The 22,602-nt window shown below is 46.6% G+C and carries 18 protein-coding genes; 1 reads left to right on the top strand and 17 read right to left on the bottom strand.

The features are described 5' to 3' along the window. Positions 1 to 60: 60 nt before the first annotated feature. The 8 genes from ACOMHB_RS00090 to ACOMHB_RS00055 all read right to left on the bottom strand — a co-directional run bounded on the left by ACOMHB_RS00090 (position 61) and on the right by ACOMHB_RS00055 (position 12,868). Positions 61 to 1,041 carry a WD40 repeat domain-containing protein gene (locus ACOMHB_RS00090; protein WP_448215003.1) on the bottom strand — a complete coding sequence of 327 codons (981 nt, stop codon included), beginning with the start codon at positions 1,039 to 1,041 and terminating at the stop codon, positions 61 to 63. Continuing rightward, complete coding sequence (locus ACOMHB_RS00085; RefSeq protein ID WP_448215002.1) at positions 974 to 1,762, bottom strand: F-box/WD repeat-containing protein; 789 nt, start codon at positions 1,760 to 1,762, stop codon at positions 974 to 976. Before ACOMHB_RS00085 ends, ACOMHB_RS00090 begins: the two co-directional genes overlap by 68 nt. Positions 1,763 to 1,923: 161 nt before the next feature. After that, positions 1,924 to 3,621, bottom strand: coding sequence for an F-box/WD repeat-containing protein (locus ACOMHB_RS00080; RefSeq protein WP_448215001.1), 1,698 nt, complete (start codon positions 3,619 to 3,621; stop codon positions 1,924 to 1,926). A gap of 194 nt (positions 3,622 to 3,815) precedes the next feature. Continuing rightward, the gene (locus tag ACOMHB_RS00075; RefSeq protein ID WP_448215000.1) at positions 3,816 to 5,486 is read right to left on the bottom strand and encodes an F-box/WD repeat-containing protein; all 1,671 of its coding nucleotides are present in this window, start codon (positions 5,484 to 5,486) and stop codon (positions 3,816 to 3,818) included. Positions 5,487 to 5,678: 192 nt separating this feature from the next. Further along, positions 5,679 to 7,346, bottom strand: coding sequence for an F-box/WD repeat-containing protein (locus ACOMHB_RS00070; protein ID WP_448214999.1), 1,668 nt, complete (start codon positions 7,344 to 7,346; stop codon positions 5,679 to 5,681). A gap of 174 nt (positions 7,347 to 7,520) precedes the next feature. Further along, on the bottom strand, positions 7,521 to 9,227 hold the full coding sequence (locus ACOMHB_RS00065) for an F-box/WD repeat-containing protein (RefSeq protein WP_448214998.1): 1,707 nt from the start codon (positions 9,225 to 9,227) through the stop codon (positions 7,521 to 7,523). Positions 9,228 to 9,336: 109 nt separating this feature from the next. Continuing rightward, entirely contained in the window at positions 9,337 to 11,028 is a 1,692-nt protein-coding gene (locus ACOMHB_RS00060; RefSeq protein ID WP_448214997.1) for an F-box/WD repeat-containing protein, read from the bottom strand. 175 nt (positions 11,029 to 11,203) lie between these two features. Next, entirely contained in the window at positions 11,204 to 12,868 is a 1,665-nt protein-coding gene (locus tag ACOMHB_RS00055) for an F-box/WD repeat-containing protein (protein WP_448214996.1), read from the bottom strand. A 334-nt stretch (positions 12,869 to 13,202) separates the two neighbouring features. Between ACOMHB_RS00055 and ACOMHB_RS00050 the strand changes: the two genes are divergently transcribed. Continuing rightward, complete coding sequence (locus ACOMHB_RS00050; RefSeq protein WP_448214995.1) at positions 13,203 to 13,649, top strand: phage adaptor protein; 447 nt, start codon at positions 13,203 to 13,205, stop codon at positions 13,647 to 13,649. A gap of 91 nt (positions 13,650 to 13,740) precedes the next feature. Here the strand turns inward: ACOMHB_RS00050 and ACOMHB_RS00045 are convergent, their stop codons facing one another. The 9 genes from ACOMHB_RS00045 to ACOMHB_RS00005 form a co-directional block, all read right to left on the bottom strand. Next, the gene (locus ACOMHB_RS00045; RefSeq protein WP_448214994.1) at positions 13,741 to 13,926 is read right to left on the bottom strand and encodes a hypothetical protein; all 186 of its coding nucleotides are present in this window, start codon (positions 13,924 to 13,926) and stop codon (positions 13,741 to 13,743) included. Positions 13,927 to 14,003: 77 nt separating this feature from the next. Further along, positions 14,004 to 15,713, bottom strand: coding sequence for an F-box/WD repeat-containing protein (locus tag ACOMHB_RS00040; protein WP_448214993.1), 1,710 nt, complete (start codon positions 15,711 to 15,713; stop codon positions 14,004 to 14,006). A gap of 309 nt (positions 15,714 to 16,022) precedes the next feature. Beyond that, positions 16,023 to 17,681: an F-box/WD repeat-containing protein gene (locus tag ACOMHB_RS00035; RefSeq protein WP_448214992.1), complete on the bottom strand. Its 1,659-nt coding sequence runs from the start codon at positions 17,679 to 17,681 to the stop codon at positions 16,023 to 16,025. A gap of 149 nt (positions 17,682 to 17,830) precedes the next feature. Next, a complete protein-coding gene (locus tag ACOMHB_RS00030; protein ID WP_448214991.1) occupies positions 17,831 to 18,094 on the bottom strand; it encodes a hypothetical protein in 264 nt (87 codons plus the stop codon). Further along, positions 18,061 to 18,513, bottom strand: coding sequence for a WD40 repeat domain-containing protein (locus ACOMHB_RS00025; RefSeq protein ID WP_448214990.1), 453 nt, complete (start codon positions 18,511 to 18,513; stop codon positions 18,061 to 18,063). Before ACOMHB_RS00025 ends, ACOMHB_RS00030 begins: the two co-directional genes overlap by 34 nt. Before the next feature lie 384 nt (positions 18,514 to 18,897). After that, positions 18,898 to 19,989 carry a hypothetical protein gene (locus tag ACOMHB_RS00020; RefSeq protein ID WP_448218676.1) on the bottom strand — a complete coding sequence of 364 codons (1,092 nt, stop codon included), beginning with the start codon at positions 19,987 to 19,989 and terminating at the stop codon, positions 18,898 to 18,900. Beyond that, complete coding sequence (locus ACOMHB_RS00015) at positions 19,892 to 20,296, bottom strand: F-box protein (protein ID WP_448214989.1); 405 nt, start codon at positions 20,294 to 20,296, stop codon at positions 19,892 to 19,894. Before ACOMHB_RS00015 ends, ACOMHB_RS00020 begins: the two co-directional genes overlap by 98 nt. 201 nt (positions 20,297 to 20,497) lie before the next feature. Beyond that, entirely contained in the window at positions 20,498 to 21,877 is a 1,380-nt protein-coding gene (locus ACOMHB_RS00010; protein WP_448214988.1) for a hypothetical protein, read from the bottom strand. A 117-nt stretch (positions 21,878 to 21,994) separates the two neighbouring features. Next, a complete protein-coding gene (locus ACOMHB_RS00005; protein WP_448214987.1) occupies positions 21,995 to 22,417 on the bottom strand; it encodes a hypothetical protein in 423 nt (140 codons plus the stop codon). Between the last annotated feature and the right edge of the window lie 185 nt (positions 22,418 to 22,602).

Genomic DNA, 22,602 nt, shown 5'->3' with positions numbered 1-22,602 from the left:
AGATCAGTGAAACCAGGAAAAACAGAGCCCTGATCCGGGAAAATTTTTCAAGGTCATGGGTCAAAAGAGGAGACAACCAGCCTCAGGCAGGCGTTGGGTCAGGCTCATTCGATCATCATCGTCCTTCCGCAGCTCAGTGATTATCGCAGTGTGATCAACACCGAGGGTCATCACATATCGATCATCGGGACTGAATTTGGCTAAGGTGACTCCTTTCTCGTGTCGGATGGTGGCTTTTTCCAGCCATGCGCCTTCGGTCTGCAGACCAAAAACCTTCGCCGTACGATCCTCACTGGCGGTAACCACAAGACGACCATCGGCGCTGAATGTAGCTGTGTAGAGGATGCTCTTATGGCTAATGTTGGCTTCTTCTCGCCATGATCCATTGGCCTGCAGGCCATGGATTTTTGACGTGTTATCAGTACTGGTGGTCACCACATGAAGGCAATCGGCACTGAAGGTGGCTGAGAAGACTATGCCCTTGTGGGTAATGCAGGCTGTTTCTTGCCATGATGAATTAGCCTTCCGGCTATAGATTGTCGCCTTGCAATCCCAACCGTTGGTCACCACATGGCAGCTATCGGAGCTGAAGGTGGCTGAGGCGATTGCATCATCATGATAAATCGTGGCTGCTTTTTTCCATGATCCATCGGCCTGCAGGTCATAGATATTTGCCGTGCGATCTGAACTGAAGGTTAACAGGTGGCAGCTATCGGCGCTAATATTGACAACGGCTATGTGGGTGCCTTCAATGGTGGCTTTTTCCACCCATGACCCATCGGCCCTCTTGCCATAGATTGTAACAACGAAATGTGTATCCTGGATCGCCAGAAGACTCTCATCGACACTGAACCTGGCCGAATTGACCGGACTGGTATGGTAAATAATGTCCTCTAATTCCCATGATCCGTTGTCTCTCTTAACAAAGAATTTCACCGTGTGATCTGGAGCGACAGTCATCAAACGGCGGCCATCAGCAGTGAAGGTGATGGATCTGACAGTGAGAAGGGGAATGGTGGATTTTTGCTTCCCAGGATCCATTGTCCGCCTGACTGTAAATAGTGACTGTATTATCATAACCGGTAGCCAATACATGACGGCCATCAGAGCTAAAGCTGGCCGACTTGGCTGGACGATCATGGATAATAGTGTTTATTTCTTCCCAGGTTCCACCATTCTTTTGGCCATAGATTTTCAACTTATGATCCAAACTGGCGGTCACCACGCGGAGGCTGTCGGCGCTGAAGGTGGCTGTGTTGAGAGCGTATGCAAGGGGGATTTTGGCTTTTTCTACCAGCTTGAATTTTTTACATTGAGACATCAGTTTACTGTTGGTGAAAAGGAGTTGAGCAGGAAAGTAAGTACTTTCTCGTTGTTTTAAAAGTGACTCGACAGTGTCCTCATCCGCAAACGGCGCCAACCAGTCACGGAGTTGTTGCTCATCTTTTTTCGTTATCATGGCCTTTAGTTGATATTGGTGTTGTGAAGGAAACCGCCGAAACCAGGCTCTTTCCAGAGCTTTATCGTTTTCAACAAGATCGCGAAGATGCCTGCATACCTTGGCTAAACGGGTAATCTCGCGAAAACCCAAATAGCAAATAATCATTGACTTTGTTTCGTGGGGTAAACAGAGGAATGGCGATTGATTTTGGTTGTATATACTAACCTCCCTGCCTGCACTGAAAGCTGTTGATGCTTCCTCAAGTTGAGGTTGTCCATGTGTTGGCGAGTCAATACCCGAATTGCTGTTAACAGGGCTCATGCCTTACTCCTTCAAAACTCCAAAGGTGGTATTTATCCTTGTATGAAAAAGACATTCAAAATGCATTTGACTCAGTTTTAGGATGAAAGTTCACACTATTGAGGTCAGTGAAACCAGGAAAAACAGAGCCCTGATCCGGGAAAATTTTTCAAGGTCACGGATCAAAAGAGGAGACAACTAACCTCAGGCAGTTGCCGGGTTGTGCTCATTCGATCATCATCGTCCTTGCGCAGCTCAGTGATTCTCGCAATGCAATCAACACCGAGGGTCATCACATATCGATCATCGGGACTGAATTCGGCTAAGGTGATTCGTCTCTCGTGTCGGATGGTGGCTTTTTCCAGCCATGACCCATCGGCCTCCTGGCCATAAATTTTCGCCGTACCATCCACACTGGTGGTCATTACATGACAACCATCTGCACTGAAGGTGGCTGAGGAGACGCTGTTTTTATGGCTAATGTTGGCTTCTTCTCGCCATGATCCATTGGCCCGCAGGCCATGGATTTTTGCCGTCTTATCAACACTGGTGGTCACCACATGGAGGCAATCGGCACTGAAGGTGGCTGAGAAGAGTTGGTCATTGTGGGTAATGCAGGCTTTTTCTTGCCATGATGAACCGGCTCTCCGGCTATAGATTTTCGCCTTGTAATACTTACTGGCGGTTACCACGTGGCAGCTATCGGCGCTGAAGGTGGCTGAGATGGGTTCATAATCATGAGAAATCGTGGCCGCTTTTTTCCATGATCCATCGGCCTGCAGGTTAAAAATATTTATCTCGAAACCTGTTCTGGTTAACAGGTGGCAGTTATCGGCGCTGATATCTTTAATTGCGTTCTGGGTGCCTTGAAGGGTGGCTTTTTCCACCCATGATCCAGCGGCCCCCTTGCCGTAGATTGTAACAACGGAATTTATATCGCGGGTCGCCAGAAGACTCTCATCGGCACTGAACCTGGCCGAAATGACCGGACTGGTATGGTAAATAATGTCCTTTAATTCCCATGATCCATCGTCCCCCTGACCAAAGAATTTCACCGTGTGATCCGGGCCGAAAGTCATCAAACGTCGGCCATCAGCAATGAAGGTGAATGATCTGACATTGAGAACATGGGGAATGCTGGCTGTTGCTTCCCAGGATCCATTGTCCGCCTGACTGTAGATAGTGACCGTCGCATCATAACCGGCGGCTAAAATATGACGGCCATCAGAGCTAAAGCAGGCCAACACGACTGCACCATTGTGGGTAATAGTGTTTTTTTCTTCCCAGGTTCCATCATTCTCCTGGCCATAGATTTTCAACTTATGATCCTCACTGGCGGCCACCACACGGCGGCCGACGCCACTGAAGGTGTCTTCGCTGATGCCAGCATGGGGAATTTTGGCTTTTTCTACCAGCTTGAATTTTTTACATTGAGACATCAGTTTACTCTGGGTGAAAAGGAGCTGAGCAGGAAAGTAAGTACTTTCTCGTTGTTTTAAAAGTGACTCGACAGTGTCCTTATCTGCAAACGGCGCCAACCATTCACGAAGTTGTTGCTCATCTTTTTCCGTCATCATGGCCTTTAGTTGATATTGGTGTCGTGGAGGAAACCGGCGAAACCAGGCTCTTTCCAGAGCTTTATCGTTTTCAACAAGATCGCGAAGATGCCTGCATACCTTGGCTAAACGGGTAATCTCGCGAAAACCCAAATAGCGAATAATCATCGATTTTGTTTCGTAGGGTAAACAGAGCAATGGCGATTGATTTTGGATGTATACACTGACCTCTCTGCCTGCACTGACAACCGTTGATGCTTCCTCAAGTTGAGGTTGCCCAAGTGTTGGCGAGTCAATACCCGAATTGCTGTTAACAGGGCTCATGCCTGGCTCCTTCAAAACGCCAAAGTTGGTATTTATCTTTGTATGAAAAAGACATTCAAAATGAATTCGACTCAGTTTTATGCTGAAAGTTCACAATATTGAGATCAGTGAAACCAGGAAAAACAGAGCCCTGATCCGGGAAAATTTTTCAAGGTCACGGATCAAAAGAGGAGACAACTAACCTCAGGCAGACGTTAGGTTACACTCATTCGTTCATCATCGTCCTTCCACAGTTCAGTGATTCTCGCACTGTAATCAAAACTGACGGTCAGCACGTATCGATCATCGGGACTTAAATTGGCTGAGGTGACTCCTTTTGCGTGCTGGATGGTGGCTTTTTCCAGCCATGACCCATCGGCCTGCAGACCACAAAATTTCGCCGTACCATCCGCACTGGCGGTTAACACATGACAACCATCGGCGCTGAAGCAGGCTGAGATGACATTGCGCTTATAGGTAATGCTGGCTTCTTCCTGCCATGATCCATCGGCCTGAAGACCACTGATTTTTGCCGTATTATCGTGACTGGTGGTCACCACATGGAGGCAATCGGCACTGAAGGTGGCTGAGCTGACGTTTCTAGCGTGGGATATACAGGCTTTTTCCTGCCATGATGAATCGGCCCTACGGCTATAGATTTTCGCCTTGTGATCCCAACTGGCGGTCACCACATGGCAGCTATCGGCGCTGAAGGTGGCTGTGATGATCAAATTATCATGATAAATTGAGGCTGCTTTTTTCCATGATCCATCGGCCTGCAGGTTAAAGATATTTGCCTTGTGACCTGGACTGAAGGTTAACAGATGGCAGCTATCGGCGCTGAAATTGGCGATTCTGGTCTGGGGGCCTTGAAGGGTGGCTTTTTCCACCCATGATCCAGCGGTCCCCTTGCCATAGATTGTAACAACGAGATGTATATCGTGGATCGCCAGAAGACTCTCATCGTCGTTGAACCTGGCCGAATCGATCGCACTGGTATGGTAAATAGTCTCCTCTAATTCCCATGATCCGTTGTCTCTCTTAACAAAGAATTTCACCGTCTGATCTGGACCGCCAGTCACCAAGCGGCGGCCATCAGCGGTGAAGGTGGCTGAACTGGCATTAAGTACATGGGGAATGGTGGCTTTTGCTTCCCATGATCCATTGTCTGCCTGACCATAGATAGTGAATGTATTATCATAACCGGTAGCCAATACATGACGGCCATCAGAGCTAAAGCTGGCCGACTTGGCTGGACGATCATGGATAATAGTGTTTATTTCTTCCCAGGTTCCACCATTCTTTTGGCCATAGATTTTCAACTTATGATCCAAACTGGCGGTCACCACGCGGAGGCTGTCGGCGCTGAAGGTGGCTGTGTTGAGAGCGTATGCAAGGGGGATTTTGGCTTTTTCTACCAGCTTGAATTTTTTACATTGAGACATCAGTTTACTGTTGGTGAAAAGGAGTTGAGCAGGAAAGTAAGTACTTTCTCGTTGTTTTAAAAGTGACTCGACAGTGTCCTCATCCGCAAACGGCGCCAACCAGTCACGGAGTTGTTGCTCATCTTTTTTCGTTATCATGGCCTTTAGTTGATATTGGTGTTGTGAAGGAAACCGCCGAAACCAGGCTCTTTCCAGAGCTTTATCGTTTTCAACAAGATCGCGAAGATGTCTGCATACCTTTGCTAAACGGGTAATCTCGCGAAAATCCAAATAGCGAATAATCATCGACTTTGTTTCGTGGGGTAAACAGAGGAATGGCGATTGATTTTGGTTGTATATACTAACCTCCCTGCCTGCACTGAAAGCTGTTGATGCTTCCTCAAGTTGAGGTTGTCCATGTGTTGGCGAGTCAATACCCGAATTGCTGTTAACAGGGCTCATGCCTTACTCCTTCAAAACTCCAAAGGTGGTATTTATCCTTGTATGAAAAAGACATTCAAAATGCATTTGACTCAGTTTTAGGATGAAAGTTCACACTATTGAGGTCAGTGAAACCAGGAAAAACAGAGCCCTGATCCGGGAAAATTTTTCAAGGTCATGGGTCAAAAGAGGAGACCACTAATCAGGCAGGCGTCAGGTTACACTCATTCGATCATCATCGTCCTTCCACAGCTCAGTGATTCCCGCACTGTGATCATAACTGATGGTCACCACATGTCGGTCATCGGGACTGAAGTCGGCTGAGATGACTCCGTTTTCGTGCCGGATGCTGGCTTTTTCCAGCCATGACCCATCGGTCTGCAGACCAAAAACTTTCGCCGTACCATCCAAACTGGCGGTAACCACAATACGAGCATCTGCACTGAAGGTGGCCGAGAGGACGACGTGCTCATGGCTAATGGTGGCTTCTTCTTGCCATGATCCATTGGCCTGCAGGCCATTGATTTTTGCCGTGTTATCACAACTGGTGGTCACCACATGGAGGCAATCGGCACTGAAGTTGGCTGAGGAGAGCTCGTTATTGTGAGTAATGCAGGCTTTTTCTTGCCATGATGAATCAGCACTCTGGCTATAGATTTTCGCCTTGTAATCCCGACTGGCGGTGACCACATGGCAGCTATTGGCGCTGAAGGTGGCTGATGTGACTGTATGATCATGAGAAATCGTGGCTGCTTTTTTCCATGATCCATCGGCCTGCAGGTTAAAAATATTTATCTCGAAACCTGTTCTGGTTAACAGGTGGCAGTTATCGGCGCTGATATCTTTAATTGCTTCCTGGGTGCCTTGAAGGGTGGCTTTTTCCAGCCATGATCCGGCGGCCCCCTTGCCGTAGATTGTAACAACGGAATTTATATCGCGGATCGCCAGAAGACTCTCATCGGCACTGAACCTGGCCGAAATGACCGGACTGGTATGGTAAATAATGTCCTTTAATTCCCATGATCCATCGTCCCCCTGACCGAAGAATTTCACCGTGTGATCTGGACCGGCAGTCACTAAACGAAGCCCATCAGCAGTGAAGGTGGCTGAACTGATATTACGAACATTGGGAATGCTGGCTGTTGCTTCCCAGGATCCATTGTCCGCCTGACTGTAGATAGTGACTGTCTTATCATAACTGATGGCTAACACATGAAGGCCATCAGAGCTAAAGCTGGCCGAACTCACTGCACGATTATGGCTAATAGTGCTTTTTTCTTCCCAGGTTCCACCATTCTCCTGGCCATAGATTTTCAAATTATTATCCCAACTGGTGGTCACTACACGGCGGCTGTCGGCGCTGAAGGTGGCTGTGATGATAACGTCAGCATGGGGAATTTTGGCTTTTTCTGCCAGCTTGAATTTTTTACATTGAGACATCAGTTTACTGTTGGTGAAAAGGAGCTGAGCAGGAAAGTAAGTACTTTCTCGTTGTTTTAAAAGTGGCTCGACAGTGTCCTTATCTGCAAACGGCGCCAACCAGTCGCGGAGTTGTTGCTCATCTTTTCTCGTTATCATGGCCTTTAGTTGATATTGGTGTCGTGAAGGAAACCGCCGAAACCAGGCTCTTTCCAGAGCTTTATCGTTTTCAACAAGGTCGCGAAGATGTCTGCATACCTTGGCTAAACGGGTAATCTCGCGAAAACCCAAATAGCGAATAATCATCGACTTTGTTTCGTAGGGTAAACAGAGGAATGGGGATTGATTTTGGTGGTATACACTAACTTCCCTGCCTGCACTGACAACTGTTGATGCTTCCTCAAATTGAGGTTGTCCAGGTGTCGGCGAGTCAATGCCCGAATTGCTGTTAACAGGGCCCATTTCTGGCTCCTTCAAAACTACAAAGTGAGTATTTATCTTTTTTGTATGAAAAAGACATTCAAAATGAATTCAACGACTTAGACTCAGTTTTAGGATGAAAGTTCACAATATTCAGGTCAGTGAAACCAGGAGAAAACAGAGCCCTGATCCGGGAAATTTTTTCAAGGTCACGGATTAAAAGAGGCGACAACTAACCTCAGGCAGGCGTTGGGTCGGGCGATCATCATCGTCCTTCCACAGTTCAGTGATTCTCGCACTGTTATCATTACTGATGGTCACCACATATCGGTCATCGGGACTGAAGTCGGCTGAGAGGACTCCCTTCTCGTGTCGGATGGTGGCTTTTTCCAGCCATGCCCCTTCAGTCTGCAGACCAAAAACTTTCGCCGTACCATCTGCACTGGCGGTCACCACAAGACGACCATCGGCACTGAAGGTGGCTGAGAGGATTCTGTTCTTATGGGTAATGCTGGCTTGTTTTCGCCATGATCCATCGGCCTGCAGGCCACTAATTTTTGCCGTATTATCCTCACTGATGGTCACCACATGAAGGGAATCGGCACTGAAGGTGGCTGAGATGACTTTGTCCTTGTGGGTAATGCAGGCTTTTTCTTGCCATGATGAATCGGCTATCCGGCTATAGATTTTCGGCTTGTAATCCCAACTGGCGGTCACCACATGGCAGCTATCGGCGCTGAAGGTGGCTCTGGCGAGCATATAATCACGGGGAATCGTGGCCGCTTTTTTCCATGATCCATCGGTCTGCAGGTTAAAGATATTTGCCTTGTCACCTGAACCTTTGGTTAACAGGTGACAGTTATCGGCGCTGATATCGGCAATTGCGATATGGGTGCCTTGAAGGGTGGCTTTCTCCACCCATTTTCCAGCGGACCCCTTGCCATAGATTGTAACAACGAAATGTCTATCGTGGATCGCCAGAAGACTCTCATCGGCGCTGAACCTGGCCGATTCGATCGGAGTGGTATGGTCAATGGTGTCCTCTATTTCCCATGATCCATTGTTTCCCTGGCCAAAGATTTTTACCGTGTGATCTGTACCGGCAGTCACCAAACGGCGACCATCAGCAGTGAAGGTGACTGATTTGGCAGTGGGAACATGGGGAATGGTGGCTTTTGCTTCCCAGGATCCATTGTCGGCCTGACTGTAGATAATGAATGTCTTATCATAACCGGTGGCTAACACATGACGGCCGTCAGAGCTAAAGCTGGCCGAACTGACTGAACCATCATGGGTAATAGTGTTTATTTCTTTCCAGGTTCCACCATTCTCCTGGCCGTAGATTTTCAACTTATGATCCGCACTGGCGGTCATCACACGGCGGCTGTCGGCGCTGAAGGTGGCTGTGGTGACATAAGAAGCATGGGGAATTTCGGCTTTTTCTGCCAGCTTGAACTTTTTACATTGAGACATCAGTTTACTTTTGGTGAAAAGGAGCTGAACAGGAAAGTAAGTACTTTCTCGTTGTTTGAAAAGTGACTCGACAATGTCCTTATCCGCAAACGGTGCCAGCCAGCCACGGAGTTGTTGCTCATCTTTTCTCTTTATCGTGGCCTCTAGTTGATATTGGTGTTGAGAAGGAAACCGGCGATACCAGGCTCTTTCCAGAGCTCTATCGTTTTCAACAAGATCGCGAAGATGCCTGCATACCTTTGCTAAACGGGTAATTTCGCGAAAACCCAAACAGCGAATAATCATCGACTTTGTTTCGTTGGGTAAACAGAGGAAAGGCGATTGATTTTGGTGATATACATTAACGTCTCTGCCTGCACAGACACCCGTTGCCGCTTCCTCCAGTCGAGGTTGCTTGGGTGCTGGCGGGAGTGAATCGTCATTGCCGGAATTGTTGTTCAAAGGGTTCATGTCTGACTCCTCCTGAGTTCAAAAGTCAGTGCTTATCCTTGTCTGGAAAAAACACCTAAAGTTGACTTGGTCTGTTAGAGTCGGTTTTTTAATGGAAGTTCAAATGAGGTCAGTGGAAATAAGAAAAAGAAGCGCCCTGATCCGGGAAAAATAGCTCAGTGATTTTCGCTGCGTACTTGGTGACGGTTACCACATGTCGGCTATCGGCACTGAAAGTGGCCCAGTGGACTGCACCTTCATCCTCGTGTTGGAGGGTGGCTTTTTCCAGCCATGATCCGTCGGCCTCCTGGCCACAAATTTTCGCTGTACCATCTGCACTGGCAGTGACCATATGACAACCATCGGCACTGAAAGTGGCTGAGATGACACACTCCTTATGGATAATGCTGTCTTCTTCTTGCCATGATCCATCGGCCTGCAGGCCACTGATTTTTGCCGTGTTGTCATCACCGGCGGTCACCACATGGAGGCAATCGCTGCTGAAGTTGGCTGAGTTGATCCCTCCGTTGTGGGAAATGCAGGCTTTTTGTTGCCATGATGCAGCGGCCTTCTGGCCATAGATTTTCGCCTTGCCATCCATACTGGCAGTGACCACATGACGGCAATTGGCGCTGAAGGTGGCTGAGCCGATCACGTCACTATGATGAATCACCTTTATTTCTTGCCATGATCCATCGGCCTGCAGGCCACAGATTCTCGCCGTGCAGTCAAAACTGGCGGTTACCAGATGGCAGCTATCGGCGCTGAAGTTGGCTGAGCTGATTGCTTTCTTATGTTGAAAAGTGGCTTTTTCCAACCATGATCCAGCGACCCCCTGAGCGTAGATTTTTACAGCATAATCTTCATCGCAGATCACCAGATGATGGCCATTGGTGCTGAGCATGGCCGAACAGACCGGACTACTATGGTCAATAATGCCCTCCGGTTGCCATGATCCATCGTCCCCCTGACCAAAGATTTTCACCGTATGACCCAAACTGGCAGTCACCACACGGCGACCATCAGCACTGAAGCTGACTGAACTGACATGATCAATATGGTGAATAATGGCTTTTTCTTCCCATGATCCATCATCCTTCAGACCACAGATTTTCGCTGTGCCATCGTGACAGGCAGTGACCAGATAACGGCCATCGGGGCTGAAGCTGACTGACAAGACCATACGATTATGGGTAATAGTGGCTTTTTCTTCCCATAATCCATTGGCCTCCAGGCGGTAGATTTTTGCTGTGTTATCAAAACTGGCGGTTGCCAGGAAGTGGCCATCGGGACTGAAAGTGGCTTCGGAGACAAGATCAGCATGAGTAATCCTGATTTTTTCCACTAACCTGAATTTTTTACATAGAGACATCAATTGACTGTTGGTGAAAAGTAACTCAACAGGGAAATGAATATTCTTTCGGTGTTCAATGAGCGACTCGGTAGTGTCCTTATTAGCAAAAGGCGCCAACCAATCACGGAGTTGTTGCTTATCTTTTCTCTTAATTGCGGCCTTTAGCTGATAGAGGTGAGGTGAAGGAAACCGGCGATTCCATGCTTTTCCCAACGCGTTATTTTCTTTGACAAAATCGCGAAAATATCGGCATACCTTCGCTAAACGGGTAATCTCGCGAAAACCCAAATAGCGAATAATCATCGATTTTGTTTCGTAGGGTAAACAAAGCAATGGCGATTGGTTTTGGTAATATACATTAATGTCTCTGCCTGCACAGATACCCGTTGCTGCTTCCTTCAGTCGAGTTCGCTTGGGTGATGGCGGTAGTAAATCGTCATTGTCGGAATTGTTGTTCAAAGGATTCATGTCCGGCTCCTCCATAGCTGGAAAGTCAGTGGTTATCATTGCCCGGGAAAGACATCTAAAATTGATTTGATCCTTGGAGTCGATTTTGTAATGAAAGTTCAAAATATTGGGGTCAGTGGAAATAAGAAAAAGAAAATTGCGATCGGCTCTTAGCAAAAGTATGCCCATTCGATCATCAATCATTCTTCCATAGCGCAGTAATTTTCGCTGTGTACTCGGTGACGGTTACCACATGTCGGCTATCGGCACTGAAAGTGGCCCAGCCGACTGCAACTGCATCCTCGTGTTGAATGGTGGCTTTTTCCAGCCATGATCCGTCGGCCTCCTGGCCACAAATTTTCGCTGTGCGATCCAAACTGGCAGTGACCATATGACAACCATCGGCACTGAAGTCGGCTGAGAAGACACTCCCGCTATGGGTGATGCAGGCTTCTTCCTGCCATGATCCATCGGCCTGCAGGCCATTGATTTTTGCCGTGTTGTCATTACTGGCGGTCGCCACTTGGAGGCAATCGGCGCTGAAGTTGGCTGAGTTGACTTCCCTGGTGTGAGAAATGCAGGCTTTTTCTTGCCATGATGAATCGACATTCTGGCTATAGATTTTTGCACTACCATCCCAACTGGCGGTCACCACATGACGGCAATCGGCGCTGAAGTTGGCTGAGCAGATCACGTCGCCATGATGGATCGCAGTTATTTCTTTCCATGATCCATCGGCCTGCAGGCCACAGATTCTTGCCGTGCAATCAAAACTGGCGGTTACCAGATAGCAGCTATCGGCGCTGAAGTCTGCTGAGGAGATTGCTTTCTTGTGTTGAATGGTGGCTTTTTCTACCCATGATCCAGCGACCCCCTGAGCGTAGATTTTTACAGCATAATCTGCATCGCAAATCACCAGATGATGGCCATTGGCGCTGAGCATGGCCGAACAGACCTGACTACTATGGTCAATAATGCCCTCCGGTTGCCATGATCCATCGCTCCCCTGAGCAAAGATTTTCACCGTATGATCCAGACTGGCAGTCACCACGCGGCGCCCATCAGTACTGAAGCTGGCTGAACTGATCTGATCAATATGGGTAATAATGACTTTTTCTTCCCATGATCCATCATCCTGCTGAGCAAAGATTTTCGCCGTGTGATCTTTACTGGCAATCACCACATGACGGCCATCGAGACTGAAGCTGGCTGATGTGACCCAATTATTATGGGAGATGGTGCCTTTTGATTCCCATGATCCATGGGTCTCCAGGCCGAAGATTTTTGCTGTTCCATCATAACTGGCGGTTACCAGGTGACGGCCATCGGTGCTGAAGGTGGCGGTGCAGACATTGCTGGAATGGGCAATTTCGAGTTTTTCCACTGGGCTGAATAGTTTACATTGAGACATCAGTTTGCTGTTGATGAAAAGGAGCTGAACAGGAAAGTAAGTACTTTCTCGTTGTTTTAAAAGTGACTCGACAGTGTCCTTATCCACAAACGGCTTTAACCAGGCACGGAGTTGTTGCTCATTTTTTTTCGTTATCGTGGCCTTTAGTTGATCTTGGTGAGGTGAAGGAAACCGATGATACCACCCTCTTTCCAGTGCTTTATCGGTTTCAACAAAATCGCGAAGGTACCTGCATACCCTTGCCAAACGGGTAATCTCGCGAAGACCCAAATAGCGAATAATCATCGATTTTGTTTCGTAGGGTAAACAAAGCAATGGCGATTGGTTTTGGTAATATACATTAATGTCTCTGCCGACACAGACACTCGTTGCTGTTTCCTCCAGTCTAGGTCGCTTGGGTTCTGGCGGGAGTAAATCGTCATGGCCGGAATTGTTGTTCAAAGGGTTCATGTCTGGCCCCTCCTGAGTTCAAAAGTCAGTACTTACCCTTGCCTTAAAAAGACATCTAAAGTTGATTTGATCTGTTAGAGTCGGTTTTGTAATGGAAGTTCAAAATATTGGGGTCAGTGAAACCAGGAAAAAACAGAGCCCTGATCCGTGAAATTTTTTCAAGGTCATGGATCAAGCAAGTGAACAAAGACTTGTTCCCTTGCGACAAGGACGGCAACCGGCTTTAGCTCAGCTGGCCGTGGTGCAGAACCGCCCTGATACCTATTCGCAGGTGACTAATTTTAACTGTCAGGCCAAGTCAAGGCAGAGTGTACCCATTGAAGCCTAACGGTTAATGGATATCATCGACAACGAAAATGCCGGCAGATTGGTCACTAAAACTACCCGTGAGTCACTGGATTCATTAATAGCCAACTGGTCTGTCACCACCGGAACGGATGTGGAACGGTTTATCTACGACGAGAAAAGCCTCGGCGTGTTTTACGTCTACCCAGTGCCAGCGGCCAATCACATCATCAATATTATGATCAACCGAACACCGGTTCCGGTCACCATTACCGACTTTGGAAACGATCCTACCGACATGGAACTGGATACCGTCTGGCTGAACCCGGTAATCAATTACTTGATGTTCCGTGCCTACATTACGGACGGAGAAACGGAAGAAAATCTGATGCAGGCACAAAGCTATCTGAAAATGTTCGCTAATGACCTGCAAATGAAATGGAATGTGGACCTGATTTTCAGGCAGCAGCTTCAGGGGGATGTGGTTCAGGGTTAATGCTTTTTGTTTTCATGCTTGATCCAGATAATGACCGGTATGGCAATAATGACCACAAAAAGGGTCATGAGCAGATACATATCGCTGGGTGTCATAACTTTTCTCCTGTTACAAAGCCAACATAAACAAAGAAAATAATCAGCGCAGCACCGAACAGTTCTATTTCCCAAAACAGGTCACTTTCTGATACCAAAGGACCCAGGATACACAGAGCTAAGGGCACCTTGACCAGATCAAACCACATCTTAGACAAACAATCACGCTGATTTTTATTCAATGATTTCACCTTTCCATTTCTTGAAAGGACATCATAGACTATGGAACTGGACTACCTGCCGCGCATACGCCCCTACATCAAAAGAGGAGACAACTAACCTCAGGCTGAGGTTGGATCAGGCCCATTGGATCATCATCGTCCTTGCATAGTTCAGTGATTTTTGCTGCGTAAAGAGTAACCGTCACCACAAGTCGGCTATCGGCGCTGAAAGCGGCTGACTTGACCTGACTTTCGTGTTGAATGGTGGCTTTTTCCTGCCATGACCCGTCGGCCTCCTGGCCACATATTTTCGCTGTACCATCCAGGCTGGTAGTTACCATATGACAGCCATCGGCACTGAAGGTAGCTGAGGTGACGCTGTTCTGATGGATAATGATGATGGCCTCTTCTTGCCATGATCCATCAGCCTGCAGGGTACTGATTTTTACCGTGTTATCCTTGCTGCTGGTCACCAGATGGCGGCAATCGGCACTGAAGTTGGCTGAGGTGATCTCTCCGGTGTGGGAAATGCAGGCTTTTTCTTGCCATGATGAATCGGCCGTCTTGCTGTGGATTTTCGCCTTGTCGCCCCGACTGGCGGCCACCAGATGGCAGCTATCGGCGCTGAAGGTGGCTGAGACCCGATGATTATGATAAATCGTGGCTGCTGTTTTCCATGATCCATCGGCCTGCAGGCCACTGATTTTTGCCGTACTGTCCCTACTGACGGTCACAACATGGAGGCTATTGGCGCTGAAGTTGGCGGATTTGATTCCGGAACTGTGCTGAATGCTGGCTTTTTCTACCCATGATCCAGCGGGCCCCCGAGCATAGATTTTTACAGAGTAATCTTGACTGCAGAGCGCCAGATGATGGCCATTGGAGCTGATTACGGTCGAAGAGACCGTACTACCACGTTCAATAGTACTCTCTAATGCCCATGATCCATCGTCCCCCTGAATAAAGATTTTCGTCCTGTAAGCACTGGCAGTCACCACACGGCGGCCATCAGCACTGAAGGTGGCTGAATAGGCCGGACCAATATGGGAAAGGATGGCTTTCTCTTTCCATGATCCATCATCCTCCTGACCATATATTTTCGCCTGGCCATCGCAACCGGCGGTCACCAAATGACGACCATTGGGACTGAAGCGGGCTGAGTAGAGGTAATCACTGTGGGAAATGATGCCTTTTGGTTCCCATGATCCATCGGTCTTCTGGCCGAAGATTTTCGCCCTTTTATCCCCACCGACGGTGACCAGATGGCAACCATCGGCGCTGAAGGTGGCTGTTTTGACATAGAAGGAATGAGTAATTTCGGCTTTTTCCGCTAACTTGAATTTTTTACATTCAGACATCAGTTTACTGTTGCTGAAAAGTGACTGAACAGGAAAATAAGAACTCTTTCTTTGTTTTATGAGTGACTCGATAGTTTCTGAATTTGCAAACGTCTGCAACCAATCACGGAGCTGTTGCTCGTCTTTTGTCTTAATTGCGGCCTTTAGTTGATAAAGATGTGGTGAAGGAAACCGGCGATCCCATGCACTTTCCAGAGCTCTGTTTTGTTTAACAAAATCGCGAAAATATCGGCATACCTTGGCTAAACGGGTAATCTCTCGAAAATCCAGACATCGAATAATCTTTAACTGTGTTAATTCGGGCAAAGCTAAAATCGGAGAGTTATTGTTGTGATATAGAGTAACGTCCCTACCTGCACTGACGCTCGTTGGTGCTTCCTCCAGTTGATGCTGCACAGGTGTTGGCGGGAGTGATTCGTGTATCCCGGAATGGCTGTTAATTGGGTTCATCTCTGATTGCTCCGTAGCTCCAAAGTCGGTCTTTATTCTCGCCTGGAAAGGTTATTTAAAAAGCATTCAATCTGTTGGAGTCGGTTTTATAGTGGAAGTTCAAAAAAGATTGAGGTCAGTGGAACTAAATAAGTACCTAACCAGTTGGTTTCGCATATTCTTGACGGCGGCTTTTTCCACCCTTCTGCGTTCCAACTCTGGTTGCGTAGCTATGGCTACGCGCCCGTCGTTGCGCCTTGAAGGATGAAAAAATCCACTCGCCAGAATATGCGAAACCAACTGGCCAGGTACTTAGCAATCATTCGATCATCAATTCTTCTTGCGAAGTTCAGTGATCCTCACCGTGTTATCTTTACAGACGGTCATCACATTTCGGCTGTCGGGGCTGAAACTGGCTGCGGTGAGTTCTGTCTCTTTTTGAATGACGGTTTTTTTCAGCCATGACCCGTTGGTCTCAAGACCATAAATTTTCACTACACCATCGACACTGGCGGTCAACACATGGCAAGCATCGGCACTGAAGGTGGCTGAGACGACCTCATCCTGATGGACAATGCGTGCTTTTGGTACCCATGATCCATCGGTCTGCAGGCTGCTGATTTTCGCTATGGCATCACTGGTGGTCACCACATGTCGACAATCGGCACTGAAGTTTGCTGAGGTGACCTTCCCAGAGTGTTCAATGCAGGCTTTTTCTTCCCATGATCCAGCATTCTGGCTATGGATTTTCGCCATACCATCTTTACAGGCGGTCACCACATGGCGGCAGTCGGCGCTGAAGTTGGCTGATTCGATCAACTCATCATGTTCTATCCTGTCCATTTCTTTCCATGATCTATCAGCCTGCAGGTTATAGATTATTGTCGCGTGATTACGATGAGTGCTGAGGACCAGATGGCAGCTATCGGCGCTGAAGTTGGCCAGGAAGACAGGGTCCTTTAGTTGAATGGTGGATGTTACTACCCATATTCCCGCAGCCAACTGGCCATGAATTTCTACATCGTAATCCTTTGTACCAAGCATTATCATGTGACGGCCATCGGGGCTGAGCTTGGCCGAAGTGATCCAATCTCTATGAAAAGTGTCCTCTACTTCCCATGACCCATTATCCCTTCGACCAATGATTTTCACTGTCTCATAGAAAATGTTGACCACCACACGGCGGCTATTAGCACTGAAGGTGGCTGAAATGATGGGATCCTTATGGGAAATACAGGCCTTTTCTTCCCAGAATCGATGGTCCTCCAGACCGTAGATTTTTGTTGTACCATCGTAACAGGTAGTGGCCAGATAGCGGCCATTGGGGCTGAAGCTAGCTGATAAGACCAAACCATCATGGGTAATGGTGGCTTTTTCTTGCCATGATCCATTGGCCTCCCGGCGGTAGATTTTCGCTGTGTGATCGCCACTGGCGGTTGCCAGATGCTGGCCATCGGGGCTGAAACTGCCTTCATAGACTTTCTCACCATGGGTGATTTCGAGCGTTTCCACTAACTCAAATTCTCTGCACAGAGACATTAGTTGACTGTTGGTGAAAAGTAACTGAGCAGGGAAATGAATATTCTTTCGGTGTTCAATGAGCGACTCGATGGTGCCCTTATTAGCAAAAGGCGCCAACCAATCACGGAGCTGTTGCTCATCTTTTGTCTTAATGACAGCCTTTAGTTGATCTAGATGTGGTGAAGGAAACCGGCGATTCCATGCTCTTCCCAAAGCGTTACTTTGTTTAACAAGATTGCGAAAATATCGGCATACTTTTGCTAAACGGGTAATCTCTCGTAAACCCAGACAGCGGATAATCTTTAACTGTGTTAATTCCGGCAAATCTAAAAGCGGAGAGTTATTGTTGTAATAAGGCGTAACGTCCCTACCAGTACAGACAGCCGTTGCAGCTTCCTTCAGTCGATTTCGCCTGGGTGTTGGCGGGAGTGGTTCCTGTATCCCGGAATGGCTGTTAATTGGGTTCATCCCTGATTGCTCCTTAGCTCCAAAGTCAGTCTTTATCCACAGTTAAAAGGGACATTTAAAATGGATTTGATCCGTTGGACTCGGTTTTACAATGGAAGTTCAAAACATTGCAGTCACTTGGACTAAGCAAAAATACGCTCATTCGATCATCAATCTTTCTTCCGAAGTTCACTGATTCTCAGCGGGTATTCGTGACAGATGGCCATCACATGTCGGCTATCGGCGCTGAAGCTGGCTTTGGTGAATCGTATTCTGTTGCGAACGGCTGTTTTTTGCAGCCATGATCCATTGGCCTGCTGGCCATAGATTTTTACAGCATCATGAAAAGTACTGTAAATTGCCAGGTGACGGCCATCAGCGCTGAGCTTGGCCGATTTGATCAAAAATGCATGGATAGTGTCCTCCACTTCCATAATCCATCGTCCCCGCGACGGATAATTTTCGCCGAATCACTTCTGCCGACGGTCACCACACGGAGGCTATCAGCACTGAAGGTGGCAGAAGCGATCTCATGCTCGTGGGAAATGCAGGCTTTTTCTTCCCATGATTCATTGTCTTCCAGACCGCAGATTTTTGCCTTGCCATCCCAACTGCCTGTGACCAGATAGCGGCCATCGGGGCTAAAAATGACTGAAGAAGCAGGACGATTATGGGTAATGGTGGCTTTTTTTTGCCATGATCCATTGGTCTCCCGGAAGTAGATTTTCGCTGTTTTATCGCGACTGGCGGTTGCCAGATGTTGGCCATCGGGACTGAAAGTGGCATGGTAGATAAGATCATTACGGGTGATTTTGAGTTTTTCCACTAACTCAAATTCTTTACTTTGAGACATCAGTTTACCGTTGTTGAAAAGTAACTGAACAGGAAAATAAATACTCTTTCGTTGTTCAATCAGCGACTTGACAGTGCCCTTATTAGCAAAAGGCTGCAACCAATCACGGAGTTGTTGCTCATCTTTTGTCGTGAGGGTGGTTTTTAGTTGCTGAAAATGCGTTGAAGGAAACCGACGATACCAGGCTCGTTCCAGAGCTTTATGGGTAAAATTAAGAGCTATTTCTGTTTTCAGGAACCCGTGTTGGATGTCCGCTTGTTGCAGCAGGCAAACAACGCCAGCAATGCTCTGGTGCTCACATCCGATGAGTTGACAAAAATTGCCCAGGAATTTTTGAGCACTGTGAATTTGGATTCGCTGTGTGACTTATTGGAGACGAGATTATTATTGCGGCATCGATGACCATCCGCCGACGGGAAGATTACGATTAACCCGATGTGCGTGATGCAAGCAGGATAATCGAAAATCGTCGTCACGCTGAATATACGTATTGGGGGTCATAAAAAAGTGTAAAGATAAATCGGCATTTTGCTCGTTTTCAGCGACTGTATTCATAATGGCTGTGAGTGCATTCATTAAATGATGTTGATTGATAGGCTGTGGCAGGGTTCCCAATAACAGATGCATATCCGTAGACTCTTTCTGCTCGTATGGACACGTAGTGAGGGCTGCTGGAATAATAGCGGCAAGCATTACCGGTGAGGCTGTGGCAGCGGCAGCCTGATTGCCCTCATCTGTCGCCGTTTGAGTAACGATCAGCTGTATCATATTCCCGTCCCGAATAGCCTGAAAAACAGGAGTAAGATTCATCGTCATTGCAGAGTTGTGAAACTCAGCAGTGAGCAGGTGATGCATTCCCATAGCTGACAGGTCCGCCCATTGAGACAGGTCTACTGTCTCGGCTCTTTGACGAGTCAAAGCTTCTGCCCTTTCATGAATTGGATTCTTTATTATTATTGCCGGTTCAGCTCCTGCATCGAGTACTGCTAAATGCAATTTTTGCAAAAAATGCAACTGCTTTTGCTTTCGCTTTACCATCTTCCGTAGCTTTTGCAGACGATCTTCCTCCTGGAACTCAAATCCCAGCGGATAAGCCAAACCCATGAGACGGGCATTTTCTACCAGTTCACGAGCAATGATCACAGCCAATGCCCAGGCAGCTGCATCACCATCTCCCCGCTCAATAGTATCAATAAACGAGCTTCTGAATTGATATCGACTAATCCACTCATCATTTTCATTCTTGACCATCGACAAGACCCTATAGTTGAGCGGATAAGCATCGGGAAAAGGCGTCACAGAGTTGGTTGCTCCGGCAGACTTCCCGGAATCGCAGGTTCGGCAGAACGTTTGCCCGTCCTTACCGGGCTCATTCTCTTTACCGCAATGCTTGCAGGGGGTAGCCAGCACTTGCACGCTGAATAACAAAACAGATACAAAGACCCATCTCAATGGATGAATTAAATAACGATGCATATCTCAATTCGCCATTAATAAGAAAAACGAATACGAGCATAGACAAAAATGTTGCACTGCCAGCATTTTGTCTAACAAGATCGTGAAAATATCGGCATACCTTTGCTAAACGGGTAATCTCTCGAAAACCCAAATAGCGAATAATCAACGATTTTGTTTCGTAGGGTAAACGGAGGAATGGCGATTGGTTATAGACATTGACGTCCCTGCTTGCACAGACGCCCGTTGCGCCTTCCTCCAGTCGAGCTCCCCTGGGTGGTGGCGGGAGTGAACCCTCATTGTTGTAATTGTTGTTCAGAGGGTTCACGCCTGACTCATTCAAAACCCCAAAGTTAGCAAAATCGCCGTAAACCCTCGCCTGACAGGGCTGGGAGTGTCACAGCGAAATCTTTACCGCAGAGCGCCAATAGATCAAAGAGCTGATTTCACGAATTTGGAAAGAAAATTTCGGGGCCGATCCGTTAAAATCTGATCAAAACAACCAGGTGGAGGTCTCCTGCTTGAATGCTTAATGCCACCAAGTGAAATCATGTCCATGAGAATAATACTTGAGTAACTGCATTCCAACGAGACTGTGTGCTTCTCTGTAATATGGGTCTGGATTAGCACATTTACCATCTGGCTTTTCATGGAGGTCTATAATGCTGACTCTCTTTGAGGCGCCCCTATAAAAAACGTCTTTAGAATGATCTGCTACAAAAAAACAACTATTATCACCTTTCCAGGAAACTCCTTTGTCAATGCGTAATAGATAATTGAATTTAGATGAAATATGTGCAATCTGGTTTGATAGATGTTTGAAATTAGATTCTGCTTCACCACTTAAAATATAGTCAAATAGATTTTTCGCTTTGTCTGAAGACCATGTTATTGTTCTACCTGTATTATGGTAAGGAAAGTCAGAGAAAAATGACCTGTGTCTGGTTAAAATCGATTTATCATCATCAAATAATTTATCTGCATCGCAATCTTTTATACCGTAGAGTGGCAGGGTCTCTGACAATGTTGGTTGAGTAAACATGCCATGGCTAGCTATTATATAAGGTGGTTTCGATAGCCATTGATTATCAATGTCTGAATAAAACAAAAAATTGGTTCCGAGTTTTTCAAAACGATTAGCCAGATTAATTTTGTTTTCAGATTTAGCCTTATCTATACAAAAGTTTATAGTCTTGGTAATGTGTTGAGATACAACAATTCTGATGCAATCCATAAACATGAAACCCATATATGCAGTATGCCAATCTAATTCCTTGGGAAATTTTAACTGCAGGTCTGTTTCAAGAGAGATACATAAGATATTATCATGATCTTTGAAACTGGCTTTCATCTCATTGATTTGGGATTCTTTAAGCGCCTTGTCAGAAAATACTATAAACAGTGGGATATCATTTTTACTGAGTTCGGTTCCTTCTTTCAATATTCTTTGGACATAATTCAATCCGTTAAATCTTTCAGGATTATTTTTGCCATCAAATATGGTGGTGCCATGCAGCGCTGCCCATGTATGAAATACTGGACATGGAGGACATACCTTCAAATCCATAGCAGTAGCTTTCTCTAATGTATCTATGCCTGAAAACTTTAAGCTATCAGCGATATTTCTCCAGGATAATTCATCAATTGAATCAAAATAAGTTCGGTCGAGAGTGAAGACGATGTTTTTCGCAAGGTGGACGTAGAAATCATCATTGTCTTTTTCGTTCATAACCGGAGAAATGCATCTTGATGAAAGATCCTTAGTCCCAAAATAATTTCCTGTGTGTTCTACTGCGCAAGGAAGATACTTTATATCATCCTTTTTTACAGATGGACTCTCTTGCTCCATTTTGGACTGCGTTAGAGTATTTGCCCCTGGCGGTACAATTGGTTTTACTACTTGATACATGTCCTTTTCCCTTTTCCCTTATTAGGCTGTTAAGAATCTAAAATGCTCACATTAGCAAAACATAGCCCTAAAGATCTTTTTAGTACCAAATAATTGCTAACAAATGTGTAATAATGGCTAACAAAAAATTTCCGAGAAATGTACGCAGGGCGTATTTGTGTGAAGAACAGATCGCTTGAGCTCGTTGGCAGTCAACACACCGAGGCCATCGACGCTGAAGGTGGCTGTGCTTAAATTGAAGGAATGAGTAATTTTGGCTTTTTCCGCTAACTTGAATTTTTTACATTCAGACATCAGTTTACTGTTGCTGAAAAGTAACTGAACAGGAAAATAAGAACTCTTTCTTTGTTTTATGAGTGACTCGATAGTTTCTGAATTTGCAAACGTCTGCAACCAATCACGGAGCTGTTGCTCGTCTTTTGTCTTAATTGCGGCCTTTAGTTGATAAAGGTGTGGTGAAGGAAAGACGCCCGTTGGTGCTTCCTCCAGTTGATGCTGCACAGGTGTTGGGTTGGAGTCGGTTTTATAGTGGAAGTTCAAAAAAGATTGAGGTCAGTGGAACTAATACCCATCATTCGATTATCAATTCTTCTTCCGAAGTTCAGTGATTCTCACCGTGTTATCTTTACAGACGGTCATCACATTTCGGCTGTCGGGGCTGAAACCGGCTGCGGTGAGTTCTGTCTCTTTTTGAATAACGGCTTTTTTCAGCCATGACCCCGGAG

The organism is Endozoicomonas sp. 2B-B, from assembly GCF_053470045.1.
The sequence above is the reverse complement of the archived record's forward strand: the minus strand, read 5'-3'. Positions and strand labels throughout refer to the sequence as shown.

Coding starts and splice junctions, on each gene's coding strand:
- ACOMHB_RS00090 (WP_448215003.1), bottom strand. CDS start 1,041: ATGGATCCTGGGAAGCAAAAATCCACCATTCCCCTTCTCACTGTCAGA.
- ACOMHB_RS00085 (WP_448215002.1), bottom strand. CDS start 1,762: ATGAGCCCTGTTAACAGCAATTCGGGTATTGACTCGCCAACACATGGA.
- ACOMHB_RS00080 (WP_448215001.1), bottom strand. CDS start 3,621: ATGAGCCCTGTTAACAGCAATTCGGGTATTGACTCGCCAACACTTGGG.
- ACOMHB_RS00075 (WP_448215000.1), bottom strand. CDS start 5,486: ATGAGCCCTGTTAACAGCAATTCGGGTATTGACTCGCCAACACATGGA.
- ACOMHB_RS00070 (WP_448214999.1), bottom strand. CDS start 7,346: ATGGGCCCTGTTAACAGCAATTCGGGCATTGACTCGCCGACACCTGGA.
- ACOMHB_RS00065 (WP_448214998.1), bottom strand. CDS start 9,227: ATGAACCCTTTGAACAACAATTCCGGCAATGACGATTCACTCCCGCCA.
- ACOMHB_RS00060 (WP_448214997.1), bottom strand. CDS start 11,028: ATGAATCCTTTGAACAACAATTCCGACAATGACGATTTACTACCGCCA.
- ACOMHB_RS00055 (WP_448214996.1), bottom strand. CDS start 12,868: ATGAACCCTTTGAACAACAATTCCGGCCATGACGATTTACTCCCGCCA.
- ACOMHB_RS00050 (WP_448214995.1), top strand. CDS start 13,203: ATGGATATCATCGACAACGAAAATGCCGGCAGATTGGTCACTAAAACT.
- ACOMHB_RS00040 (WP_448214993.1), bottom strand. CDS start 15,713: ATGAACCCAATTAACAGCCATTCCGGGATACACGAATCACTCCCGCCA.
- ACOMHB_RS00035 (WP_448214992.1), bottom strand. CDS start 17,681: ATGAACCCAATTAACAGCCATTCCGGGATACAGGAACCACTCCCGCCA.
- ACOMHB_RS00030 (WP_448214991.1), bottom strand. CDS start 18,094: ATGGAAGTGGAGGACACTATCCATGCATTTTTGATCAAATCGGCCAAG.
- ACOMHB_RS00025 (WP_448214990.1), bottom strand. CDS start 18,513: ATGTCTCAAAGTAAAGAATTTGAGTTAGTGGAAAAACTCAAAATCACC.
- ACOMHB_RS00020 (WP_448218676.1), bottom strand. CDS start 19,989: ATGCATCGTTATTTAATTCATCCATTGAGATGGGTCTTTGTATCTGTT.
- ACOMHB_RS00010 (WP_448214988.1), bottom strand. CDS start 21,877: ATGTATCAAGTAGTAAAACCAATTGTACCGCCAGGGGCAAATACTCTA.